We start from the raw sequence: 21,547 nt of genomic DNA on the forward strand, positions 1-21,547 counted from the left end.
GCTCAGCCCCGGGCGAGCCGCAGGGGGCCGCGGCGGACCCGCCGCGCGTCCTCGGTGTGCAGGGCGTCGCTGATGTCGCGGGCCCAGCGCGCGACCTCCGGCCACACGCGGAAGTCGCCGGCCTGCGCGCGCACGAGCGAGACGACGGCGCGCTCGGCCAGCGTCAGGCAGCCGTGGTCCAGGCGCCCGGCGAAGGTCCGGTGGCCCCGCGCGGCGAGCCGCGTGAGCAGCGAGGGCACCTCCTCCGGGTCGTCGCTCGGCACGGGCTGGCGCCCGACCGGACCCGAGGAGAAGAGCCACACCGGGCGGTCCGAGTACGTGGCCGCGAGGCGGTCGACCAGCGCGCGTGCCGACGCGGACCAGCGCCCGACGTACACGGACGAGCCGAGCACGACCGCGTCGTAGCCCGACGGGTCCTCGACCTCGTCCGGGTCGCGCACGTCGACGCGGTGCCCGCCGCTCCTCAGCTCGTCGGCGATCGCCTCGGCGATCTCGCGCGTGGAGCCGTGCCGTGAGGCCACGGCGACCAGGACCTGCATCGGGACCACCTCCTCGGGGGTCGTGTGGCTCTCAGCCTCCCTCCCGCGGCGGGCGTGCGCCTGGGTCGCAGGTCCCGCAGACTTGCCGCCATGACCACGCCAGACATCCCCACCATCGACCTGCGCACACCCCTCGGCGCGATCCCCGTCCCCCTGCTCGGGCTGGGGACGTGGCAGTCGGAGGGTGATGACGCCTACCGCGCCGTCCGGCACGCGCTCGACGTCGGCTACCGCCACGTCGACACCGCCACCGCCTACGGCAACGAGGACCAGGTGGGCCGCGCGCTCGCCGACTCCTCGGTCGACCGCGACCAGGTCTTCGTCACCACCAAGCTGCCGCCCGACGCCGCCGGCCGCGAGCGCGAGACGCTCGAGCAGAGCCTGCGCCTGCTCGGCACGGACCACGTGGACCTGTGGCTCGTGCACTGGCCGCCGAACAAGCAGGCCACGCCCAGCACCTGGCAGGCGTTCCGCGAGCTGCGGGACGAGGGCAAGGTCCGGGCGATCGGCGTGAGCAACTACTCGCTCGCGCAGATCGACGAGCTGATCGACGCGACCGGCGAGGCCCCCTCGATCAACCAGATCCCGTGGAGCCCGTCCGACCACGACCCGATGACGGTCTCGGGCCACGCGCAGCGGGGCGTCGCGCTCGAGGGCTACAGCCCGTTCAAGCGGACCGACGCCGAGAACCCGGTGCTGGTCGAGATCGCCGAGGCGCGCGGCGCCACCGTGCACCAGGTGATCCTCGCCTGGCACCTGCATCACCGCGTCGTCGTGATCCCGAAGTCGGTCACCCCCGAGCGCATCGAGGCGAACCTCGCCGGCGCCGGCGTCGCGCTGAGCGACGAGGAGGTCGCGCGCATCGACGCGTTGGACGCGACGGACTGACCGGGCGACACCGCACCGGGGACGCACGCCGACGTGCGTCCCCGGTGGACCGTCGCGCTGACCGGTTCGACACCGCGCGCACCCGCCGGTGAGACTGCAGGCGTGCTCGCCCGACTCGCCGCCCTGCCCCGACGGACCCAGCTCGCGGCGGTCGCGGCCCTGGCGTGCGTGCTGGCCCTGGTCGTCACGCTCGTCGTCGTGCAGGTCCGCGCGGGCCACGCGCGCGACGACCGTGCCGCTGCGGCGGCGGCGCTCGCGGCGGAGGAGCGCGCCGCCGAGGAGGCGGCACGCGAGGCGGCGGAACGGGAGGCGGCCGAGGCGGCGCGCGTCGCCGCCGAGGCGTGGGCGGTCGCCGCGGCCCAGGCCGAGACCGAGCTGGCGGCGGCCGACGGCGTCCTGGCGGCGTCGGCCGGCCAGGTGGCCGACGACGCCGTCCGGGCCGGGCTCGCGGCGGCGATGGACGCGGTGCGGGCGCTGCTCGCCGCGGCCGAGCCGGCGCAGCAGGACGCGGGCGCCGACGACGTCGGCTCGCTCGCCCTCCCGGTCGCGGCCGACCTCGACGCCGCGGTGGCCGCGATGGTGGCGGCGTCGGGCGCCGTCGTGCAGGCGCAGCAGGAGTGGGTCGCGGCCGAGGAGGCACGCCTCGCCGCCGAGGCCGCGGCCGCGGCGCAGGCGGAGGCCGAGCGCCGGGCGGCCGCGGACGCCGCCCGCGCGCCGTCGTCCGCGCCCTCGGCACCGCGCCTCGGCGGACCGCCCAGCACCGGCGCCGGCCCCGACTGCGGCAGCCCCGCGTCGGCGGAGCCGCCCCGCAACGACGGGCCGACCTTCTACACCTCGACGCCGAGCGAGTCAGGGGACGGCAGCAACGGCCGCGTGCCGCGCTCGCAGCTGTCCCCGCTCGGCTGGTGCCAGGACTCGCAGGGGAACCAGCAGTGGCTGCGCCACGACGCCGCTGCGGCCCTGACCAGGCTGAACGAGGCCTTCCGGGCGCAGTTCGGCGAGAACATCGCCGTCGACATGACCTACCGGTCCTACGAGGACCAGGTCCAGATGCGCGAGGCGTACGGCTCCGCCGCGGCGCGTCCGGGCACGTCGAACCACGGCACCGGGCTGGCGTTCGACACCTGGGAGTGGCAGGCGTACGCCTTCGGCTCGGCGCGGTACGAGTGGCTCGTGGCCCACGGCCCCGCGTACGGCTGGGTCGCCCCGGGTTGGGCCCGCCAGGGCGGCTCCAACCCGGAGTACTGGCACTTCGAGTTCACCGGCTGACCACCCCGCCCCCGACCGACCGCGGACGCCGGCCACCCCTCCGGTGAGCACGTCCGTTCCCACCCAGCACGTCCTGCGCAGCGGACGTACCCGCTGGGAACGGACGTAGCGGGCGACCCGGGGTGGTGCGGGGCCGGCCGTCGCGCGGACGTGCCGGGCGGGGTGCGCTCCGGGGTGGCCGGCGGGTGGGAGAGTGGGACGGCCCCGGCCCACGTCCGCCGGCGGCGCAGCGCGGCGACGAGGCCGCGACCGACCCTGGAGGCGCCACCGATGGCCGACACCGACGTCGACCCGACCACCCACTCCCCCGCCACCGCGTCCGGCGACGGAGCCCTGCGCAGCGGGGTGCCGGACATCGCGCCCGACTCGGCGCGGCCCACGCACGCCGGCCCGCTGGCGACGGCGCAGACCCAGCTCGCGGGCGCCATCGAGCGGCTGGGCTACGACGCCGGCATGCACGCGATGCTCGCGACGCCGCGGCGCGAGATCAACGTGGCGATCCCCCTGCGGCGCGACGACGGCACGACCGAGCTGTTCCACGGCTTCCGGGTGCAGCACAACGTCTCGCGCGGACCGGGCAAGGGCGGGCTGCGGTTCCACCCGAGCGTCGACGTCGACGAGGTCCGCGCCCTCGCGATGTGGATGACGTGGAAGTGCGCCGTCGTGGAGCTGCCGTACGGCGGCGCCAAGGGTGGCGTCGCGATCGACCCGCGGCGGTACTCCCAGGGTGAGCTCGAGCGCGTCACGCGCCGCTACACGAGCGAGATCATGCCGATGATCGGTCCGGAGCGGGACATCATGGCCCCCGACATCGGCACGGACGCGCAGACCATGGCCTGGGTGATGGACACCTACTCCGTCAACCAGGGCTACACGATCCCCGGCGTCGTGACCGGCAAGCCGCTGGAGGTGGGCGGCTCGCTGGGGCGGGCCACGGCCACGTCCCAGGGCGTGGTCCACACGGCGACCGCGGCGATCCGCGAGCAGGGCCTGGACCTGCGCGACGTGCGGGTCGCGGTCCAGGGCTTCGGCAAGGTCGGCTCCCACGCGGCGGCGATCTTCGCCCAGGGCGGCGCGCGCGTCGAGGCGGTCTCCGACCAGTACGGCGGCCTGCACCGCGCCGGCGGCATCGACGTGCCGCGGCTGCTCGACCACGTGCGCGAGACGGGCTCGGTCGTCGGCTTCGCGGGCGCCGACCCGATGGACAACGCGCACCTGCTCACGCTCGACGTCGACGTCCTGGTCCCGGCGGCGGTCGAGGGGGTCATCACCGAGGCGAACGCGGACCAGGTCAAGGCCCGCTGGGTCGTCGAGGGCGCCAACGGCCCGACGACCGCCGGGGCCGACCGCATCCTGACCGAGCGCGGGGTCGTCGTCGTGCCCGACATCCTCGCGAACGCGGGCGGCGTCGTCGTGTCCTACTTCGAGTGGGTGCAGGCGCAGCAGGCCTACTGGTGGACGGAGGCGGAGATCGAGCACCGCCTCGCCGAGCGGATGCTGCACGCCTACGACGCCGTCGCCGAGGTCGCGCGGCGCGAGCGCGTGCCGCTGCGCGACGCCGCCCTGCTCATCGGGGTCCAGCGCGTCGCCCAGGCCCACCGCACGCGCGGCCTGTACCCCTGACCGAGCACGGGCGCACTAGGGTCGGGACCGTGACGACCTACCTCCTCGTCGACGGCGAGAACATCGACGCGACGCTCGGCGGCTCGATCCTCGGCGCCCGCCCCGCACCCGAGGAGCGCCCCCGCTGGGAGCGTGTGCTCGAGTTCGCCCGCACCGTCTGGGGCGGCGAGGACGTCAAGGGGCTGTTCTTCCTCAACGCGTCCAACGGCACGATGCCGATGTCGTTCGTCCAGGCCCTCGTGGCCATCGGCTTCACGCCGATCCCGCTGGCCGGCGAGGCGCACGAGAAGGTCGTCGACATCGGCATCCAGCGCACGCTCGACGCGCTCGCCGACCGCGACGGCGACGTGCTGCTCGCGAGCCACGACGGCGACTTCGCGCCCCAGCTCGGCGCGCTCCTCGGCCCCGGGCGCAACGTCGGCATGATGGCGTTCAAGGAGTTCACCAGCACGGCGCTGCAGCAGCTCGCCGAGGGCGGGCTTCAGGTGTTCGACCTCGAGACGGACGTCCGCGCGTTCAACGTGCGCCTGCCCCGCCTGCGGATCATCTCGCTCGCGGAGTTCGACCCGACGCGCTACCTCTGAGCGGCACCTCGGGGCCGGCACGGTCCCGGGGTCCGGACGAGGTTCCTCGTTCGGGGTGCGGACCGGTCACGGGCGTCCTATGGTCTCGTCAAACCTCCAGGTCGCCCGCGAGAGCGGAGACCCGGTCCGTACGACGGGCCGCTGGTGGGTGCCACGCCCTGTGCGGGTGAGACACCTGCCGGACCCGCCCCCGCTCGCCCCGGCGAGCGGGGGCGCACTCGTTTCGCCACCATGTGACCATGACCCACAGAGCCGACGACGGTTCAGGCGCCACCGCTCCCGAGGCGCACCCCGGCCCCGCGCACGCCCCTGCGCCGGGACCCGGCGAGGACGGGAGACGCGAGACCCCGACGGAGAAGCTGGACCGGAACTGGAACGAGATCCTCCAGGAGCTCCGCGTCACGCAGACGGGCATCCAGATCCTCACCGGATTCCTGCTGACCGTGCCGTTCCAGGAGCGGTTCGCCGAGCTGACCGACACCCAGCGCACCTTCTACCTCGTGCTCGTGGCGCTCGCCGCGCTGACGACGGGGACGGTGGTCGCCCCCGTGAGCCTGCACCGCTGGCTGTTCCGTCGCCGCGCGAAGTCCGAGCTCGTCACGAGCGCCGACCGGTTCATGCGGGTCGGCCTCGTCCTGCTCTCGCTCGTGGTCGCGGGCGTCGTCCTGCTCGTGTTCGACGTCGTCACCGGGCGCACCACCGCGGTCGCGGTCGCCGGCTCGGTCCTCGTGTTCCTGGTGCTCGCGTGGTTCGCGCTGCCGGCGGTCCTGGCGCGCAGCCGGCCGCGCGCGGAGCCGGAGGCCCTGCGGCCTGGCACCGAGTAGGTCGGCACCGAGCAGGTCGGCACCGAGCGGGCGCCTCAGGGGCTCGCGTGGCGGCCCGCGCGGCGCGTCCGCGCCGGCGCGGGCACCTCGGCGCGGTCGAGCTCGGCGCGGTCGAGCTCGGCACGGAAGGTCGGCCCCGGCCGGCCCAGCAGGTACCCCTGGACGAGCCCGCAGCCGGCCTCGCGCAGGACGGCGAGCTGCGCCTCCTCCTCCACGCCCTCGGCGACCACCTCGAGCCCCAGCTCGGCCGCGAGCGAGAGGACCGCCCGCACGACGGCGAGCGAGGCCCGGTCGGTGTGCAGGCGCGCGACGAAGCTCCGGTCGATCTTGATCTGGTCGACGGGCAGCGTGTGGAGCCAGGCCAGCGTCGAGTAGCCGGTGCCGAAGTCGTCCAGCGCGATGCGCACCCCGAGGGCGCGGAGCCGGCTCATCGCGTCGAGCACGCCCGGCAGGTCGCGCAGGGACGCGCTCTCGACGATCTCGAGGTTGAGCCGCGACGCGTCGATGCCGTGCCGGTCCAGGGAGGCGCGCACCGCCGGCACCAGCCGGTCGTCGATGAGCGTGGTGCACGACAGGTTCACGGCGAGGCGCATCATCGACCCCTCGTCCGCGAGGGCCGCGCACGCCGCGTCCACGGCCCACAGGTCCAGCTCGGTGATCAGCCCGCTCTCCTCGGCCAGCGGCAGGAACGAGGCGGGCGCGAGCAGCCCGAGCCGCGGGTGCGCCCAGCGCAGCAGCGCCTCGGCACCGCGCACGTCGCACCCGCTGGCCTGCACGCCGACGAGCGGCTGGAAGAACAGCCGCAGCTGCCCGGCGTCGACCGCGGCGGCCAGCTCGGCCTCGAGGGAGGGCACGACCAGCCCGCGCTCCGGGTCGTCGGCCACCGCGACCTGGTTGCGGCCCCGCTGCTTGGCGTCGTACATCGCCTGGTCGGCGGCCGCGAGCATGCGGTCGCCGCGCCCGTCGGGGCCCACGTGCGCGCAGATGCCGACGCTCGTGGTGACGCGGACGTCGCGGCCGTCGAGGCGGAAGGGCTCCTCGAGCGCGGCGACGATCCGGCCCGCGACGACCTGCGCCTCCTCCCGGGTCCCGACCAGCGCGACGGCGAACTCGTCACCGCTGAGCCGTGCGACGACGTCGCCGCCACGGACCTGGCCGCGCAGGCGCTGCGCGACCTGGCGCAGCAGCTCGTCCCCCGCGGCGTGCCCCAGCTCGTCGTTGACGCGCTTGAACGCGTCGAGGTCGCAGAACAGCACGCACGTGCCCACGCCCGCGGCGGCCTGGCGCAGCGTCAGGTCCAGCGACCGCGCGAAGAGCACGCGGTTGGGCAGGCCGGTGAGGGCGTCGTGCAGCGACTGGTGCCGGACGGTCGCGAGCAGGCGCGTGTTCTGCAGCGCCGTCGCCGCCTGGTCCGAGGCCCCGAGCACACGGACCTTCGCCTCCTCGAGCTCGACCGATCGCGCCGCGCCCTCCCAGCCCACCAGCACGATGCCCATGAGGGCCTCGCCCGCGAGCAGGGGTGCGGCCAGCATGCCGGTCAGCCCCATGCGGGTCATGAGGTCGGCCAGGACCGGGCTGGCGGCGTCCGACGTCAGGACGACCGGCTCGCGCCGCTGCGCGAGCGGTGCGAGCTCGGGGAGGGCCGCGAAGCGCATCCGCACGCCGCGGAGCCAGGCGCGCCGGTCGTCGCCGAGCCCCGCGATCGCGACGGGCACGAGCGCCTCGGCGCCGGGCTCCGGCAGGAGCACCGCGGCGGTCGTGCTGCCGACGATGCCCGGCAGCGCGTCGGCCGTCACCTGCGCCACGGCGTTGGCGTCCGCCGCCACCGCGAGGTCGTGCGCGAGGCGCAGGAGCGCCGTGGCGCGCGTGGCCTCCGTCCGGTTCCGCTCGACGGCGAGCAGCAGGTCCAGCGCGGCGGCGGCGTGCTGGGCGCACGCCTCCAGCAGGTACCGGCCCTGCGCGGCGGCGGCGGGCTCGGGGTAGAACGCGACCAGGCGGCCGTGCCGGCGCCGGGCGGAGGCGACGTCGACCACGACGGCGTCGGGACCCAGGGGCTCCCCCCGCCGGACCCGCCCGGCCAGCTGCTCGGCCTCGGTGCGTCCCAGGCCGTGCGCACGGAACGCCGAGCCGCCGTCGGGCGTCGCCACGAGCAGGAGCGCGGCGGACGTCAGGCCGGCGGACGCCGCCCGCTCGATGACGCGCTCCAGGACCGTGGGGACGTCGTCGCTGCCCACCAGGTCGGACGCCGCGCGGCGCAGCTCGTCCAGCTGGACGCGCAGCGCCGCGATCTCGACCTCGAGCTCGGCCTCGCGGTCGCGACGGCCGCGCGGGAGCAGGTTCCGACGCACGCCGTCGACGGCCTCCGTCACGGCGCCACGCCCCCGCAGCGCAAGGGCCACGGTGGTGCCCGCGTCGCGGGTCAGATCAGATCCCATGTCGACCGCACCATCGGCCGGACCCGTGCGCCATCAAGCGTCGGGCGGCCCCGACCTCAGCCGCTGGGCCGTCCGGGGGACGGCCGCTCAGGCGGCGGACGCCCCCGCGACCCGGACCCGCACGAGGTTGGCCCACGGGTCGTCGACCGCGAGCGAGGCACCCTCGTCGCGCACGGCGAGACCGCGCCGGCGCAGCCGCTCGGCGAGCAGGCCGACGTCGTCGGGCGTGGGCAGGTCGATGGTGACCTCCCCGAGCCCGAGCGTGACCGGCCGCCGGGCCGCGCCCGCGCTGCGCCACGTGTTCATGGCCATGTGGTGGTGGTAGCCGCCGGCCGAGACGAAGAGCGCGGTCGGCATCTCGAACGTCGCCTCGAACCCGAGCGTGTCGACGTAGAACGCCCGCGCGGTCGCGATGTCGCCGACCTGGAGGTGCACGTGCCCGACGACGGCGCCGGAGGCCTCGGGGCGTGCCTCCGCCTCGGGCGTGAGGTGCCGCCGGATGAAGCCGGTGGCGTCGAGCGGCAGGCTCGCCATCTCGACCTGGCCGTCGCGCCAGCTCCACGCCTCGCGCGGGCGGTCGACGTACAGCTCGACGCCGTTGCCCTCGGGGTCGGTCAGGTAGAACGCCTGGCTCACGAGGTGGTCCGCGCTGCCCGTGTAGGTGCCGGCGCCGCGACGCGCGACCGTGGCCAGCGCTCCCGCGAGCGCGGTCGGGGACTCGAAGAGCAGGGCGGTGTGGAACAGGCCCGCGTGCCCGGGCGACGCCGCCGCGAGCCGGGGCCCGTGCCGCAGGACGACGAGCGGGACGCCCGCGCGGCCCAGGGTCACGGTGTCACCGACGGCCGAGAGCACCTCGAGCGTGAGCACGTCGCGGTAGTAGGACGTCATGGCGTCGAGGTCGGCGACGTGCAGCGCCACCGGGCCCATCGCGGTGTCGCCGGCGAGGAGCTCGTCGGCGGGTCGGGCCCGGGTGGCGGGCGCGGGGCCGGGTGCGGGGTCGGGTGCGATGGTCACTGGGGTCCTCCGGGGCTTCGCGGCAACAGTTGTTGATGCAACTATACGCCCGGCGCGCGTGTTCCCGGCCCCACCGGCCCGACCGACCGACCGACCGACTCAGGCGACGGCGGTGCGGACGCGCTGGTCGAGCACCGGCGAGGGGCGGCCCAGGAGGTAGCCCTGCACCATCGAGCAGCCCAGGTCCTGGAGCATCGTCAGCTGCGCCGGCTCCTCGACCCCCTCCGCGATGACCTCGATCCCCAGCTCGCGAGCGAGCGCCATCACCCCGCGCACCACCGCGACGGACGCACCGTCGAAGGGCAGCTGCTTGGTGAAGCTGCGGTCGATCTTGATCTGGTCGATGGGCAGCGACTGGAGCCACGTCAGCGTCGAGTAGCCGGTGCCGAAGTCGTCCAGGGAGATCCGCACGCCCAGGCGCCGCAGCTCCACGAGCTGCGCCGTGACACCCGGCATGTCGGCGAGCGACCGGGTCTCCACCAGCTCCAGGTGCAGCTGGTCGGCGGTGACGCCGTGCTCGGTCAGGGCCGCGCGCACCGCCGGCAGCAGCCGCGGATCCAGGAGCGTGCGGCTCGCGAGGTTCACCGCGACGCGCATCGGCTCGCCGCCCGGGGCCGTGGTCCAGCCGGCGAGCGCCGCGCAGGCCGCGTCGATCGCCCACAGGTCCAGGCTGCTCACCAGGCCGCTCTCCTCGGCCAGCGGCAGGAACGCCCCGGGACCGAGCAGGCCCAGGCGGGGGTGGGCCCAGCGCAGCAGCGCCTCACCGCCGACGACGCCCCGCGGGTCGCCCCCGACGTGCAGCACGGGCTGGAAGTAGAGCCGCAGCTGCCCGCGGTCGATCGCGTGCGACAGCTCGGACTCGAGCGAGGGCACGACGGAGCCCGCCGCGACCTCCCCGAAGAGCGCGACCTGGTCCCGGCCGTGCTCCTTGGCCTTGGACATCGCCGCGTCCGCCGCCGCCAGCAGGCGCTCGCCGCGGCCGTCCGGGCCGGTGTGGACCGCGACGCCGACGCTGACGGTGACCCGCACCTCGCGTCCGTCGATGCGGAAGGGCTGGTCCAGCGCGTCCACCACGCGGCTGGCCACGGCCAGCGCGGCGTGCTCGTCGGCGTCGTGCAGGCGCACGGCGAACTCGTCGCCGCTGAGGCGCCCGACGACGTCGATGGGCCGCAGCTCCGCGCGCAGGCGGGCCGCGACCTGACGCAGCAGCTCGTCCCCCGCCGCGTGGCCCAGGGCGTCGTTGACGGTGCGGAACCGGTCCAGGTCGCAGAAGAGCACCGCGGTGCCCGTGCCGGGGACGACGTCGCGCAGGGCGTCGTCGAGCTCGCGCGTGAACAGGGCCCGGTTCGGCAGCCCGGTGAGGCCGTCGTAGCGGGCGTGGTGCTGCACCGCGGCCAGGAGCCGGGTCGTGTGGAGCGCGATGGAGCCGACGTCGGCGACGCCGCGGATCCGCGCGAGCGTCCGGGACGCGTCGCCCGACGGCCGCGCGCCGCGCCAGCCCGCCGTGACCACGCCCAGGAGCGTCTCCCCCGCGACCAGCGGCGCGACGACGACGGAGCGCAGGTCCAGCGACTCGAGCAGCGCGCCGAGCGGCGCGCTCGCGGCGTGGGAGTCGACGACGAGCACCCGGCGGTGGGTCAGCAGCTCGACCATCTCGGGGAACACCTCGGCCCGGACGTCGGTCGAGCGCAGCAGGGCCTCCTGGCGGTCGGACACGCCGTGGCTCGCGACCGCGCGCAGCGCTCCCGCGGCGGGGTCCCACAGCATCACGGCCGACGTGTCGCTCCCGACGACGCGCGGCATCGCGGTGCTCAGCACCCGGCTCACCGCCCCGGGCTCCGTCGCCCCGGCGAGGTCCCGCGCCAGGGCGAGGAGACCGTCCAGGGCCGGGTCAGGCTCCGGCTCGTCGGTCACGGGGTCGGGGATCTCACGTGGCTCCTGCATCTCGCGGAACTCATCGGCCGGACGCCGCCCGGGTGTAGCGGTCCGGGACCACGAGTGCGCGCCGCGCGGCGCTGGACGGGGGCCGCACCGTGGCTGCGGGCCACGACGCACACCGGCGACTCGCGTCATAGTCCGGTTCGTCACCCCTCTCACGGTGTGTCCTGATGATGTCGCCGCCCCGGGCGGCATCTGGAGGCACCTGGAGGCACCGATGAGCCACCCCGCGCCCGGCTCCCGCTCCCGCGACGTCGCGGGCGGCGGGACCGCCGGGCCGCGCCTGGTCACCCTGCCCGCGGCCCCCGCCTCGGTGCCCCTCGCGCGCCGGCTCGTCTCGCGCGCGCTCGCGGAGCTCGACGAGGACCTGCGCGACCGCGCCGAGGCGTGCATCTCCGAGCTCGTGACCAACGCCGTCCTGCACGCCCGCACCGAGGTCCACGTCGGCGTCGAGACCTCGCCGGACGTGGTGCGGCTCGAGGTCCGTGACCGCTCGACGGGCATGCCCCGCCGCCTGGTGCACACGGTGCGCTCGGCCACCGGCCGCGGCATGGAGATGGTCGGCCTGCTCGCCCGGTCCTGGGGGGTCGAGCTGCTCGACGACGGGTCGAAGGCCGTGTGGTGCGAGCTCGACGCGGCCACCGGCGGCCCCGTGGGCGACGCGCTGGACCCCGACACGATCCTGGCGGCGTGGCCGGACGGCGACGAGCTGCTGCTCGGCCCCGGCCGCGCGGAGGCCGTGCCGGTCGTGCACGGACAGGCCGTGGGCGACCCCGCGGACGGCGGCGAGCGCCCCGCCGTCGTGCTGGTCGGCTACCCGGTCCGCCTCGGGATCCGTGGGCGCGAGCACTCCAGCGGTGTGCTGCGTGAGTGCGCGCTGCTGACCCAGGGCGTGGAGGGCGCCGCGCCGCAGGGGCTGCTGGCCCTCGCGCAGCGCATGGCGGCGGGCCACGGCGGGGACATCGCCACCGTCGAGGCGCAGCGCACCACCGCCCTGCTCCGGGGCGACGACACCATCGACCTGCGTCTCCCGTCCTCGTCGGCCAGCACGGAGATGCTCCAGGCCTGGCAGGACGCGATGGACCAGCTCGACGCCTACGCGCAGACGGCTGCGCTGCTCAGCCTGGCGACGCCGCCGCGCCTCGTGGAGCTGCGCCGGTGGATGACCCGCGAGATGACGCGACAGGCGGACGGCCTGCCCCCGCGACCGTGGTCCGGTCCGCTCGACTGACCGCGCACCACCGGACCGGCGCCGACGGGAGCCCGCCCGGGCGCGCCGGGCTCAGCGCCGCCCGGACGGCTCCCGGCCCGGCACCTCGTCCCACCCGCGCGGCGCGGGGCGTGTGCCACGGCGGTCGGGCCGTGAGCGGTACACGACGTAGGGCCGCCAGAGGTAGCCGACCGGCGCGCTGAAGACGTGGACGAGCCGCGTGAAGGGCCACAGCGCGAACAGGAGCATCGCGCTCATGCCGTGCAGCTGGAACCCGACCGGCGCGTCCGCCATCAGCTCGGGGTGCAGGTCGAACCGGAAGATCCCCCGGAACCACACGGAGACGCCGTCGCGGTAGTCGTAGTCCCCGCCGAGGTTGAGGACCGAGCCCGCGACCGTGTTCCACAGGCCGAGGACGATGACCACGGCCAGCACCAGGTACATCACCTTGTCCATGGGCGTGGTGGCGCTGAACACGGGACCGACCGTCCGGCGGCGGTAGATCAGCAGCGCCATCCCGACGACGGTGCACAGCCCCGCGACCCCGCCGATGCCCACGGCCATGGCGTGGTACGCCGCTTCGCCGAGGCCCACGGCCTGCGTCCAGGACTTCGGGATCCCGAGCCCCATGACGTGGCCGAGGAAGACGGCGAGGATCCCGACGTGGAAGAGCGGGCTCGCCCAGCGCAGCAGCCGGCTCTCGTAGAGCTGGGACGAGCGCGTGGTCCACCCGAACTTGTCGTACCGGTAGCGCCACACGTGCCCGAGGACGAACACCGCGAGGCACAGGTACGGGATCACGACCCACAGGACGATGTCGGTGGAGGTCATCGGCGTGCTCCCGGCGTGGGCAGTTGAACGGGTCCGTACGCGTCCAGCCCGACCTCCTCGTCGGGCGGCCCCTGCGCGGCGAGCCGCTCGACGGCCTCGTGCTCGTCGCCCCCGAGCGCCGGGAGCGTCGCGCAGACGGCGACGAGCGCGCCCGCCCACGGCGAGCCGACGTCGAGCAGCGCGAGCCGCAGCAGCTCCAGCCCCGCCCGGTGCGCGAGCAGCAGCCGCAGCCCTTCCTCCTGCGCCGCCGGGTGCGGGGACGAGGAGAGCTCGAGGACCACGCACAGGTGGTCGGGCAGCTCGTCGTCGACGACCTCGAAGCCCGCGCGGCGGCAGGCCTGCTTGAACTCGACCAGGGCGACGCCGCGCTTGCGCGTGTCGCCGTAGGAGAAGTACGTCAGGTAGGGCGAGCACCGCCGCTTGAGGTCGAACGTCGCGACGTACTGCGCCTGGAGGTCGCCGAGGTCGCGCGCGGCCAGGTGCTCCAGGAGCGGCTCGAACGGGGCGCGCAGGCGGGGCGCCAGCTCCGTCGTCGCGCCGGCGAGGGTCGGGACCAGCCCGACGAGCTCCGCCGTCGGGTACTCGAGCGTCAGGGCCGCGAGGCGGTGCACGAGCGCCGTCTCCCGGCTCGCGACCCGGCGGGCGGTCGCGGCGCGCTGGCCCCGGTTCATCGTGGCGCCGTCCCCGAGCCGGTGGGGCCGGAGTCCGAGCCACCCGAGGGCAGCGGCCGGACCTGCGCCGCGTCGGTCGGCACGTCCGGCTCACGCAGGTCCGCGCGCGAGGCGCCGTCCGGCACCCCGCCGCCCTGCTCGTCGCTGCGCGGCGGGAACAGGCCCGGCGGTGCGCTCTTGCCGTCCCAGTTGAGCAGGTTGACCTTGGCGCCGCGCGACGCGGGGTCGGCGACGGTGTCCGACGTCTGGCGGGCCTTGAGCATGTGGAAGTTCTCGACGGCGACCGGGTCGGAGAACCCCGGCCCCGAGCCCTCGCCGAAGGGACCGGACCCACCCATGCCCGGACCGCCGTCGTAGTCCAGGCTGCACTCGGTCGCGAGCTCCTCGAGGCCGTGGGCCTGCTCCGCGTGCGCGCTCGGGATCACGTACCGCTCGTCGTACTTCGCGAGGGCGAGCAGGCGGTACATCTCGTACATGCTCTGCTCGTCCATGCCGACGGCAGCCGGGATCCGCGGGTCGCCCTCGCGGCCCATGCTCAGGTCCCGCATGTACGAGCGCATCGCCGCGAGCCGCTTGAGCACGCCGACGACCGGAACGGTGTCGCCCGCCGTGAACAGCTCGGCGAGGTACTCGGCGGGGATGCGCAGCGTGTCGATCGCCGCGAAGAGGTTGTGCGGGTCCTCGGCGTCCTCGCCGGTCTCCGCGACGACGTCGACCACCGGCGAGAGCGGCGGGATGTACCAGACCATCGGCATGGTGCGGTACTCCGGGTGCAGCGGCAGCGCCACCTCGTAGTCGTGGATGAGCCGCCAGACCGGCGAGCGCTGGGCGGCCTCGACCCAGTCGTGCGGGATGCCCGCCCTCTCGGCCTCGCGCTGCACGTGGGGGTCGTGCGGGTCCAGCAGCACGCTGCGCTGCGCGGCGAGCAGCGCGTGCTCGTCGGGCTCGCTCGCCGCCTCGAGCACGCGGTCGGCGTCGTACAGGACCAGGCCGATGTAGCGCAGCCGCCCGACGCACGTCTCCGAGCAGACGGTGGGCAGGCCGACCTCGACCCGCGGGAAGCAGAACGTGCACTTCTCGGCCTTGCCCGTGCGGTGGTTGAAGTAGACCTTCTTGTACGGGCAGCCGGTGATGCACTTGCGCCAGCCGCGGCACGCGTCCTGGTCGACCAGGACGATGCCGTCCTCCTCGCGCTTGTAGATCGCGCCCGAGGGGCACGACGCCGCGCACGAGGGGTTGAGGCAGTGCTCGCAGATGCGCGGCAGGTAGAACATGAACGTCTGCTCGAACTCGAGCTTGACCTTGTCCGAGATCTTCGCCAGGACGGGGTCCGTCGTCATGAGGTCCGCGGAGCCGCCGAGGTCGTCGTCCCAGTTGGCGCTCCACGAGACGGCGAGGTTCTTGCCGCTGATCAGCGACACCGGCCGCGCGACCGGCGTGTGCTCCTGGACCGGCGCGGTCGTGAGCTTCTCGTAGTCGTAGGTCCATGGCTCGTAGTAGTCGCCGATCGAGGGCATCCGCGGGCTCGAGAAGATGGTGCTGAGGTTCCTCAGGCGCCCGCCGGCCTTGAGCTGGAGGCGGCCGCGCCGGTTCAGGGTCCAGCCGCCCCGCCACCTCTCCTGGTCCTCGTAGGTGCGCGGGTAGCCGCGTCCCGGACGCGTCTCGACGTTGTTGAACCAGACGTACTCCGTGCCCGTGCGGTTCGTCCACGCCTGCTTGCAGGTCACCGAGCACGTGTGGCACCCGATGCACTTGTCGAGGTTCATGACCATCGCCATCTGAGCCATGACGCGCATGTCAGTACTCCACCTCCTGGCTCCGTCGCCGGATGACAGTGACCTCGTCGCGCTGGTTGCCCGTCGGGCCGAGGTAGTTGAACGCGTAGGACAGCTGCGCGTAGCCGCCGATGAGGTGGCTCGGCTTGACCAGCAGGCGCGTGAGCGAGTTGTGGATGCCGCCGCGCCGTCCCGTCGTCTGGGAGAGCGGGACGTCGATGAGGCGGTCCTGGGCGTGGTGCATGAAGACCGTGCCCTCGGGCATGCGGTGGGAGACCACCGCGCGCGCGACGACGACGCCGTTGCGGTTCACCGCCTCGACCCAGTCGTTGTCGGCGATGCCCACCTTGACCGCGTCGCGGTCGCTCATCCAGATCATCGGGCCGCCGCGCGACAGGGAGAGCATGAACAGGTTGTCCTGGTACTCCGAGTGGATGGACCACTTGTTGTGCGGGGTCAGGTACCGCACCGTGACCCCCACGCTGCCCGGTCCGCCCGTCGCCGCCGCGTCGCCCACCTCCCCCAGGGGCGGCTCGCCGAAGAGCGCCTGCATGTTCAGGGGCGGCCGGAAGACCGGCAGCCCCTCGCCGATCTCCGTGATCCAGTCGTGGTCCAGGTAGAACTGCTGGCGGCCCGTGAGGGTGTGCCACGGCTTGAGCCGCTCGACGTTGACGGTGAACGGCGAGTAGCGCCGCCCGCCGTGCTCGGTGCCCGACCACTCGGGGGACGTGATCACCGTCGTCGGCGCCGCCTGGGTGTCCGTGAAGGTGACCTGCTTGCCCTCGTGCTCGGCGGCCAGGTCGGCCATGCGCGTCCCGGTCCGCTTCTCCAGCGTGTGGAACCCCTGCACCGCGAGGCGTCCGTTGGTGGTGCCGGACAGCGCGAGGATCGCCTCGCAGGCGTGCACGTCGCGCGTGAGCAGCGGGCGCCCGTCGGCGACGCCGCCCGGCGTGCGGCCCGCCACGCCGTTCTTGCTCGCGAGGTACTCGACCTCCGGGCCGACGTCGAACGTCACGCCCTTGGTCGAGAGCCCGAGCGTCTCCGCGAGCGGGCCCAGGGTCGCGAGCTTCGTCGCGACCGCGGCGTAGTCGCGCTCGACGACGACGAGCTTGGGCATCGTGCGCCCCGGGACGGGCTCGCACGTGCCGTCCTTCCAGTCCTGCACGCGCCCGTGCGGGTTCGCCATCTCGTCCGGTGTGTCGTGCATGAGCGGCACGGCCACCACGTCCCGGCGCACCCCGAGGTGCGTGGCCGCGAGCGCGCTGAAGCGCCGGGCCAGGGTGTGGAAGATCTCGAAGTCCGTCCGGGTCTGCCACGGCGGTGCGATCGCGGGCGTGAACGAGTTCACGAACGGGTGCATGTCCGTGCTGCTCAGGTCGTGCTTCTCGTACCAGGTCGCGGCCGGCAGCACGACGTCGGAGTAGACGGTCGTGCTCGTCATGCGGAAGTCGAACGTCAGCAGCAGGTCGAGCTTCCCCGTCGGCGCCTCGTCGCGCCAGACGACGTCGCGGGGCCGGGCACCGGGCGGCGCCTCCTGCGCGCGCAGGTTCGACGCCGCACCGAGCAGGTGGTGCAGGAAGTACTCGTCCCCCTTGCCGGACGAGCCGAGGAGGTTCGCCCGCCACACGGTCAGCACGCGCGGGACGTTCTCCCGCGCGTCGGGGTCCTCCGCGGCGAAGCGCAGGCGGCCCGCCTTCAGCTCGGCCGGCACGTGCTCGGTCACCGGGATCCCGGCCGCGTCGGCCTCGTCCGCCAGGTCCAGCGGGTTGCGGTCGAACGTCGGGTACGACGGCATCCAGCCCATGCGGGCCGACTGCGCGATCACGTCGGCGGTGGTCTTGCCGGCCAGGCTCCCCGCGGCCTCACGCCCGGGCCCCGGCCGGGCCGAGGTCAGCGTGTCGGCGCCGAAGGCGTCGTAGCGGAACTGGTCGGTGTGCAGGTACCAGTAGGCCGTCTGGACCATGGTGCGCGGCGGCCTGGCCCAGTCCATCGCCATGCCGTAGGTCGTGAAGCCCGTGATCGGGCGGACCTTCTCCTGGCCCACGTAGTGGGCCCAGCCGCCCCCGTTGACGCCCTGGCAGCCCGTGAGCGTCGTGAGCGCGAGGAACGAGCGGTAGATGGTGTCCGAGTGGAACCAGTGGTTGGTGCCGGCGCCCATGAGGATCATCGAGCGCCCGCGCGACTCCTCGGCGTTGGCCGCGAATTCGCGCCCGATCCGCTCCGCCTTGGCCGCCGGGACGCCCGTGAACTGCTCCTGCCACGCGGGCGTGCAGGGCTGGGAGGCGTCGTCGTACCCGGTGGGCCAGGCGCCGGGCAGCCCGGGCCGGCCCACGCCGTACTGCGCGAGCAGGAGGTCGAAGACCGTCGTGACCAGGTGGCCGCCGACCCGCCGCACCGGCACGCCGCGGCGGGCGCTGGACGCGGCGCCGTCGAGCGTGTCGAAGCGGGGCAGGTCGACCTCGACGGCCGTCGGGTCCCCGGTCGCGGTGCGCCGGGACGGCGCGATGTCGAGCAGGCTCAGGGCCGGCTCGACGTCGCCGAGGTCCAGGTTCCACCGCCCCTCGCCCGCCGGGCCGTAGTGGTCCCCGAGCGTGCCGTTCGGGACGGCGGGCGCGCCCGTCCGGGAGTCGAGCAGGACGGTCTTGAAGTGGGCGTTCTCGGTCTCCGCCTCGGCGCCCGGCAGGTCGGCGGCGGTGAGGAACTTGCCCGGCACGTACGCGCCGTCCGCGTCCTCGTCGAGCCGCACGAGGAACGGCAGGTCGGTGTACCGCGTGACGTAGTCGGCGAAGTACGGGGTCCGGCGCTCGACGAAGAACTCGCGCAGCGTCACATGGCCCATCGCCATCGCGAGCGCGCCGTCGGTCCCCGGCTGCACGGCGAGCCACTCGTCGGCGAACTTGACGTTGTCGGCGTAGTCGGGCGAGACGGCGACGACCTTCTGGCCGCGGTAGCGCGCCTCGGCCATCCAGTGCGCGTCCGGCGTGCGGGTGACCGGCAGGTTCGAGCCCCACATGATGAGGTACCCGGCGTTCCACCAGTCCCCCGACTCCGGCACGTCGGTCTGGTCGCCGAACACCTGGGGCGAGGCCACCGGCAGGTCCGCGTACCAGTCGTAGAACGAGAGCATCGGGGCGCCGAGGAGCGCGTGGTACCTGGCGCCCGCGCCGTGGGAGACCATCGACATCGCGGGGATCGGCGAGAAGCCGGCGACGCGGTCCGGGCCGTACCGGCGGATCGTGTGGACCTGCGCCGCGGCCGCGATCTCGATCGCCTCGTCCCAGGAGGCGCGCACGAGGCCGCCCTGCCCGCGCACGGACTTGTAGTGGGCGGCCCGGATGGGGTCCTCGACGATGTGCGCCCACGCCTCGACGGGGTCGCCGCCGACCGCGATCTTCGCGTCGCGGAACATCTCGAGCAGCACGCCGCGCACGTACGGGTAGCGGATCCGCGTCGGCGAGTACGTGTACCAGCTGAAGGCCGCACCGCGGGGGCAGCCGCGGGGCTCGTACTCGGGGCTGTCCGGCCCCACCGAGGGGTAGTCGGTCTGCTGCGACTCCCACGTGATGATCCCGTCCTTGACGTAGACCTTCCACGAGCACGAGCCGGTGCAGTTGACGCCGTGGGTCGAGCGGACGACCTTGTCGTGGCTCCACCGGTCCCGGTAGAACGCGTCGGCGTCGCGGCCGCCCTCCTTGTGGATGGTCCGCAGGTCGTCGGAGACCTCGCCGCGCCGCAGGTACCTGCCCAGCCGCAGGACGACGTCGGAGGCGGGGCCGTCCAGGCCCGGCCCCGAGCCCGGAGCGGCCTGCGGGGCGTCGTGGATGGTCACGGTGCGTGTCCTCTCGAGAGGTCCGGGTGGTCGTCGCTCCGGGGCCGCCGGCCCCGCGACGCAGGGCTCACGTCCGTGCGGTCGCGCCCTGCCGGGCGTTGCGGGCGACGGGCCCGCGGGTGAACGCGGCCGTGGCGAGGCAGACCACGGCGAGCAGGTAGAGCCCGGGGCTGTAGTCGTCCAGGGCGTCGTAGAACGCGCCCATGATCAGCGGCGGGACGAAGCCGCCCAGCCCGCCCGCCGCGCCGACCAGGCCGGTGACGGCGCCCACCTTCTCGGCCGGTGCGAGCCGTGCGACCAGCGCGAACACCGCCCCCGAGGCCGCGCCGAGGAGCGCCGCGAGCCCCAGGAAGGCGATGGTCCCCAGGGGCATGAGCGCGAGCTCGAGGCCGGCCAGGGCGGCGAGCAGCGCCGAGCCGGTGAAGCACACGACCAGCACGAGGACGGGGTCGACCCGGTCGGACAGCCAGCCGCCCACCGGACGCATGGCGACCGCGAGCACGACGAAGCCGGCGGTCCGCAGGGAGGCGTCCTCGGCCGCCAGGCCGTAGGCGTTGGTGAGGTAGGTCGGCAGGTAGACCGAGAAGGCGACGAAGCCCCCGAAGCCGAGCGCGTAGAGCACCGACAGCTGGCCGGTCGCCGGGATCTTGGCCGTCGCCCACGTCCGCGCGAGGAAGGACCCGGTCGCGACGGCGCGGTCCGGCGCGTCCCGCACGAACGCCGCCGCCACGGCCGCGTAGACCACGAGCACGCCCGCGACCAGGAGGAACGGCGCCTCGCGTCCGAACGCGTCGGACAGGCGCACCGTGGTGAACGCCGAGATCGCCGTCCCGCCCATGCCGATGCCGAAGATCCCCAGCGCCGTCCCGCGCCGCGCCGGGGGGTACCAGGCGTTGACGAGGGGCACACCGATCGCGAAGGCCGTCCCGCCCAGCCCGAGGAAGAACCCGCCGACGAGCATCGCCACGTAGGACTCGGCGACGAGCCCGATGAACAGGACGGGCAGGACCGTCAGGAGGCTGACGACGGGGAACATGAGGCGCGCGCCGAGCCGGTCGGTCAGCGCACCGACGGGGATCCGGCCGAGCGAGCCGACGACGACGGGCACCGCGACCAGCACGGACTGCTGGAAGGCGGTCAGGTCGAGCTGCTCGCGGTAGGCCGCGCCGAGCGGGCTGATCAGCGCCCAGGCCCAGAAGTTCAGCATGAAGCCGGCGAGCGCGAGCGCCAGGTTGCGGGTGGCCAGACCCTGCTGTGCTGCCATCGCACCATCCCCCGTCGCGCTACCACAGGCGTCATCACGGGGGGATGGCCCGAACGTAGCACCGCGAGCCCGGTCGGCGCCGCCCGAGGGACCCGGCGCGGCGGACGGTCGGCGGTCCGGGCTGTCAGGCCCCGGTGAGGTGGAGCACGCAGTGCTGGGGGCCGACGAACGGCTCGAGCCGCTCCGCCTCGAGCGGGCCCTCGACCTGCGCGAGCACGCCGCGCGCCAGCCCCAGGTGCACCGCGCAGATGACCTCGGCCCGCGCGCAGGCCAGGTCGTACACGGGGCACCGGGTCAGGTGCAGGCGCGCGTTCTCGGCGTCGACCTCGGGCTGGAAGCCCAGCTCCGCGAAGTGCCGCTCGAGCGCGTCGAGCTGGCGGGCAGCAGCCGGCGCGGCGCCGGGCGGGTCGGACGGTGTGTCGTCGGCGGCCGCGGTGGCCGCGAGCTCGGCGCCCCACGTGCGTCCGGACTCCTCCGCGGCACCCGGCTCGACGGGCCGCCCGTAGCCCTCCAGGAGGACCTGCAGCAGGTGCTCGCGGGCGCGCGGGTCCATGTCCTCGGCGGCCGCGCGGGCGAGCGGCCGGTACAGCATGCGGGGCCGCCCCCGCGTCAGGCGCACCTCGGACTCGCGACTGACGAAGCCCGTGGCGATCAGCCGGTCCAGGTGCTCGCGCGTCGTGTTCACGTGCAGGTCGACGGCCTGGGCGATCTCGTCGACCGTCAGCGGCCGGTCGTGCTCCTGGAGCAGGTGCAGGATCCGCACTCGGCTCTCCGAGGCCAGGGTCCGGTGCGCGCTCAGACTGGTCACGTCGCCCAGTGTCACGGCTGCCCCGGCCCCGACCCCGGGACCTTC

At 74.7% G+C, this 21,547-nt stretch carries 16 protein-coding genes; 6 read left to right on the plus strand and 10 right to left on the minus strand.

Annotation, left to right across the window (positions count from 1 at the left end; genetic code table 11):
• Positions 1-2 precede the first annotated feature (2 nt).
• A complete protein-coding gene (locus tag H2O74_RS11990; RefSeq protein ID WP_182111794.1) occupies positions 3-539 on the minus strand; it encodes a flavodoxin domain-containing protein in 537 nt (178 codons plus the stop codon).
• Between the two features lie 90 nt (positions 540-629).
• On the opposite strand from H2O74_RS11990, the gene H2O74_RS11995 reads away from it, so the two are divergent.
• The 5 genes from H2O74_RS11995 (at position 630) to H2O74_RS12015 (ending at position 5,727) form a co-directional block, all read left to right on the plus strand.
• The gene (locus H2O74_RS11995) at positions 630-1,427 is read left to right on the plus strand and encodes an aldo/keto reductase (protein ID WP_182111795.1); all 798 of its coding nucleotides are present in this window, start codon (positions 630-632) and stop codon (positions 1,425-1,427) included.
• Between the two features lie 102 nt (positions 1,428-1,529).
• On the plus strand, positions 1,530-2,696 hold the full coding sequence (locus tag H2O74_RS12000; protein ID WP_182111796.1) for a M15 family metallopeptidase: 1,167 nt from the start codon (positions 1,530-1,532) through the stop codon (positions 2,694-2,696).
• Between the two features lie 270 nt (positions 2,697-2,966).
• Entirely contained in the window at positions 2,967-4,319 is a 1,353-nt protein-coding gene (locus H2O74_RS12005) for a Glu/Leu/Phe/Val dehydrogenase (protein WP_182111797.1), read from the plus strand.
• Positions 4,320-4,348: 29 nt separating this feature from the next.
• A complete protein-coding gene (locus tag H2O74_RS12010; RefSeq protein WP_255491598.1) occupies positions 4,349-4,903 on the plus strand; it encodes an NYN domain-containing protein in 555 nt (184 codons plus the stop codon).
• Between the two features lie 239 nt (positions 4,904-5,142).
• Positions 5,143-5,727, plus strand: a complete 585-nt coding sequence (locus tag H2O74_RS12015) for a DUF6328 family protein (RefSeq protein ID WP_220457959.1) — start codon at positions 5,143-5,145, stop codon at positions 5,725-5,727.
• 35 nt (positions 5,728-5,762) lie between these two features.
• Here the strand turns inward: H2O74_RS12015 and H2O74_RS12020 are convergent, their stop codons facing one another.
• The 3 genes from H2O74_RS12020 to H2O74_RS12030 form a co-directional block, all read right to left on the minus strand.
• On the minus strand, positions 5,763-8,162 hold the full coding sequence (locus H2O74_RS12020) for a bifunctional diguanylate cyclase/phosphodiesterase (protein WP_182111798.1): 2,400 nt from the start codon (positions 8,160-8,162) through the stop codon (positions 5,763-5,765).
• An 87-nt stretch (positions 8,163-8,249) separates the two neighbouring features.
• Positions 8,250-9,089, minus strand: a complete 840-nt coding sequence (locus H2O74_RS12025; RefSeq protein WP_182114250.1) for a VOC family protein — start codon at positions 9,087-9,089, stop codon at positions 8,250-8,252.
• Between the two features lie 186 nt (positions 9,090-9,275).
• Entirely contained in the window at positions 9,276-11,120 is a 1,845-nt protein-coding gene (locus tag H2O74_RS12030; RefSeq protein WP_182111799.1) for a bifunctional diguanylate cyclase/phosphodiesterase, read from the minus strand.
• A gap of 211 nt (positions 11,121-11,331) precedes the next feature.
• Between H2O74_RS12030 and H2O74_RS12035 the strand changes: the two genes are divergently transcribed.
• Positions 11,332-12,345, plus strand: a complete 1,014-nt coding sequence (locus H2O74_RS12035) for an ATP-binding protein (RefSeq protein WP_182111800.1) — start codon at positions 11,332-11,334, stop codon at positions 12,343-12,345.
• Between the two features lie 51 nt (positions 12,346-12,396).
• On the opposite strand, the gene narI is transcribed toward H2O74_RS12035, so the two are convergent.
• The 6 genes from narI to H2O74_RS12065 form a co-directional block, all read right to left on the minus strand.
• Complete coding sequence (gene narI / locus H2O74_RS12040; RefSeq protein WP_182111801.1) at positions 12,397-13,155, minus strand: respiratory nitrate reductase subunit gamma; 759 nt, start codon at positions 13,153-13,155, stop codon at positions 12,397-12,399.
• Positions 13,152-13,826: a nitrate reductase molybdenum cofactor assembly chaperone gene (gene narJ / locus H2O74_RS12045; RefSeq protein WP_182111802.1), complete on the minus strand. Its 675-nt coding sequence runs from the start codon at positions 13,824-13,826 to the stop codon at positions 13,152-13,154. Before narJ ends, narI begins: the two co-directional genes overlap by 4 nt.
• Positions 13,823-15,622, minus strand: a complete 1,800-nt coding sequence (narH, locus tag H2O74_RS12050; RefSeq protein ID WP_182111803.1) for a nitrate reductase subunit beta — start codon at positions 15,620-15,622, stop codon at positions 13,823-13,825. The genes narJ and narH overlap by 4 nt, the downstream gene beginning before the upstream one ends.
• Position 15,623: 1 nt before the next feature.
• Complete coding sequence (locus H2O74_RS12055) at positions 15,624-19,424, minus strand: nitrate reductase subunit alpha (protein ID WP_220458071.1); 3,801 nt, start codon at positions 19,422-19,424, stop codon at positions 15,624-15,626.
• Positions 19,425-19,497: 73 nt separating this feature from the next.
• Positions 19,498-20,694 (minus strand): nitrate/nitrite transporter, encoded by a 1,197-nt coding sequence (locus tag H2O74_RS12060; protein WP_182111804.1) that lies wholly within the window; start codon positions 20,692-20,694, stop codon positions 19,498-19,500.
• A gap of 124 nt (positions 20,695-20,818) precedes the next feature.
• Positions 20,819-21,502, minus strand: a complete 684-nt coding sequence (locus tag H2O74_RS12065; RefSeq protein WP_182111805.1) for a metalloregulator ArsR/SmtB family transcription factor — start codon at positions 21,500-21,502, stop codon at positions 20,819-20,821.
• Positions 21,503-21,547 lie beyond the last annotated feature (45 nt).

Origin of the sequence: Actinotalea sp. JY-7876 (genome assembly GCF_014042015.1) — a bacterium.
In the GTDB taxonomy this organism is placed as follows: Bacteria; Actinomycetota; Actinomycetes; order Actinomycetales; family Cellulomonadaceae; genus Actinotalea.

Bases quoted from the DNA above. Each gene is read 5' to 3' on its own strand.
- H2O74_RS12035 (WP_182111800.1), top strand. From the start codon at position 11,332: ATGAGCCACCCCGCGCCCGGCTCCCGCTCCCGCGACGTCGCGGGCGGC.
- H2O74_RS12025 (WP_182114250.1), bottom strand. From the start codon at position 9,089: ATGGGCCCGGTGGCGCTGCACGTCGCCGACCTCGACGCCATGACGTCC.
- H2O74_RS12005 (WP_182111797.1), top strand. From the start codon at position 2,967: ATGGCCGACACCGACGTCGACCCGACCACCCACTCCCCCGCCACCGCG.
- H2O74_RS11995 (WP_182111795.1), top strand. From the start codon at position 630: ATGACCACGCCAGACATCCCCACCATCGACCTGCGCACACCCCTCGGC.
- H2O74_RS12020 (WP_182111798.1), bottom strand. From the start codon at position 8,162: ATGGGATCTGATCTGACCCGCGACGCGGGCACCACCGTGGCCCTTGCG.
- H2O74_RS12060 (WP_182111804.1), bottom strand. From the start codon at position 20,694: ATGGCAGCACAGCAGGGTCTGGCCACCCGCAACCTGGCGCTCGCGCTC.
- H2O74_RS12030 (WP_182111799.1), bottom strand. From the start codon at position 11,120: ATGCAGGAGCCACGTGAGATCCCCGACCCCGTGACCGACGAGCCGGAG.
- narH (WP_182111803.1), bottom strand. From the start codon at position 15,622: ATGCGCGTCATGGCTCAGATGGCGATGGTCATGAACCTCGACAAGTGC.
- narI (WP_182111801.1), bottom strand. From the start codon at position 13,155: ATGACCTCCACCGACATCGTCCTGTGGGTCGTGATCCCGTACCTGTGC.
- narJ (WP_182111802.1), bottom strand. From the start codon at position 13,826: ATGAACCGGGGCCAGCGCGCCGCGACCGCCCGCCGGGTCGCGAGCCGG.
- H2O74_RS11990 (WP_182111794.1), bottom strand. From the start codon at position 539: ATGCAGGTCCTGGTCGCCGTGGCCTCACGGCACGGCTCCACGCGCGAG.
- H2O74_RS12015 (WP_220457959.1), top strand. From the start codon at position 5,143: ATGACCCACAGAGCCGACGACGGTTCAGGCGCCACCGCTCCCGAGGCG.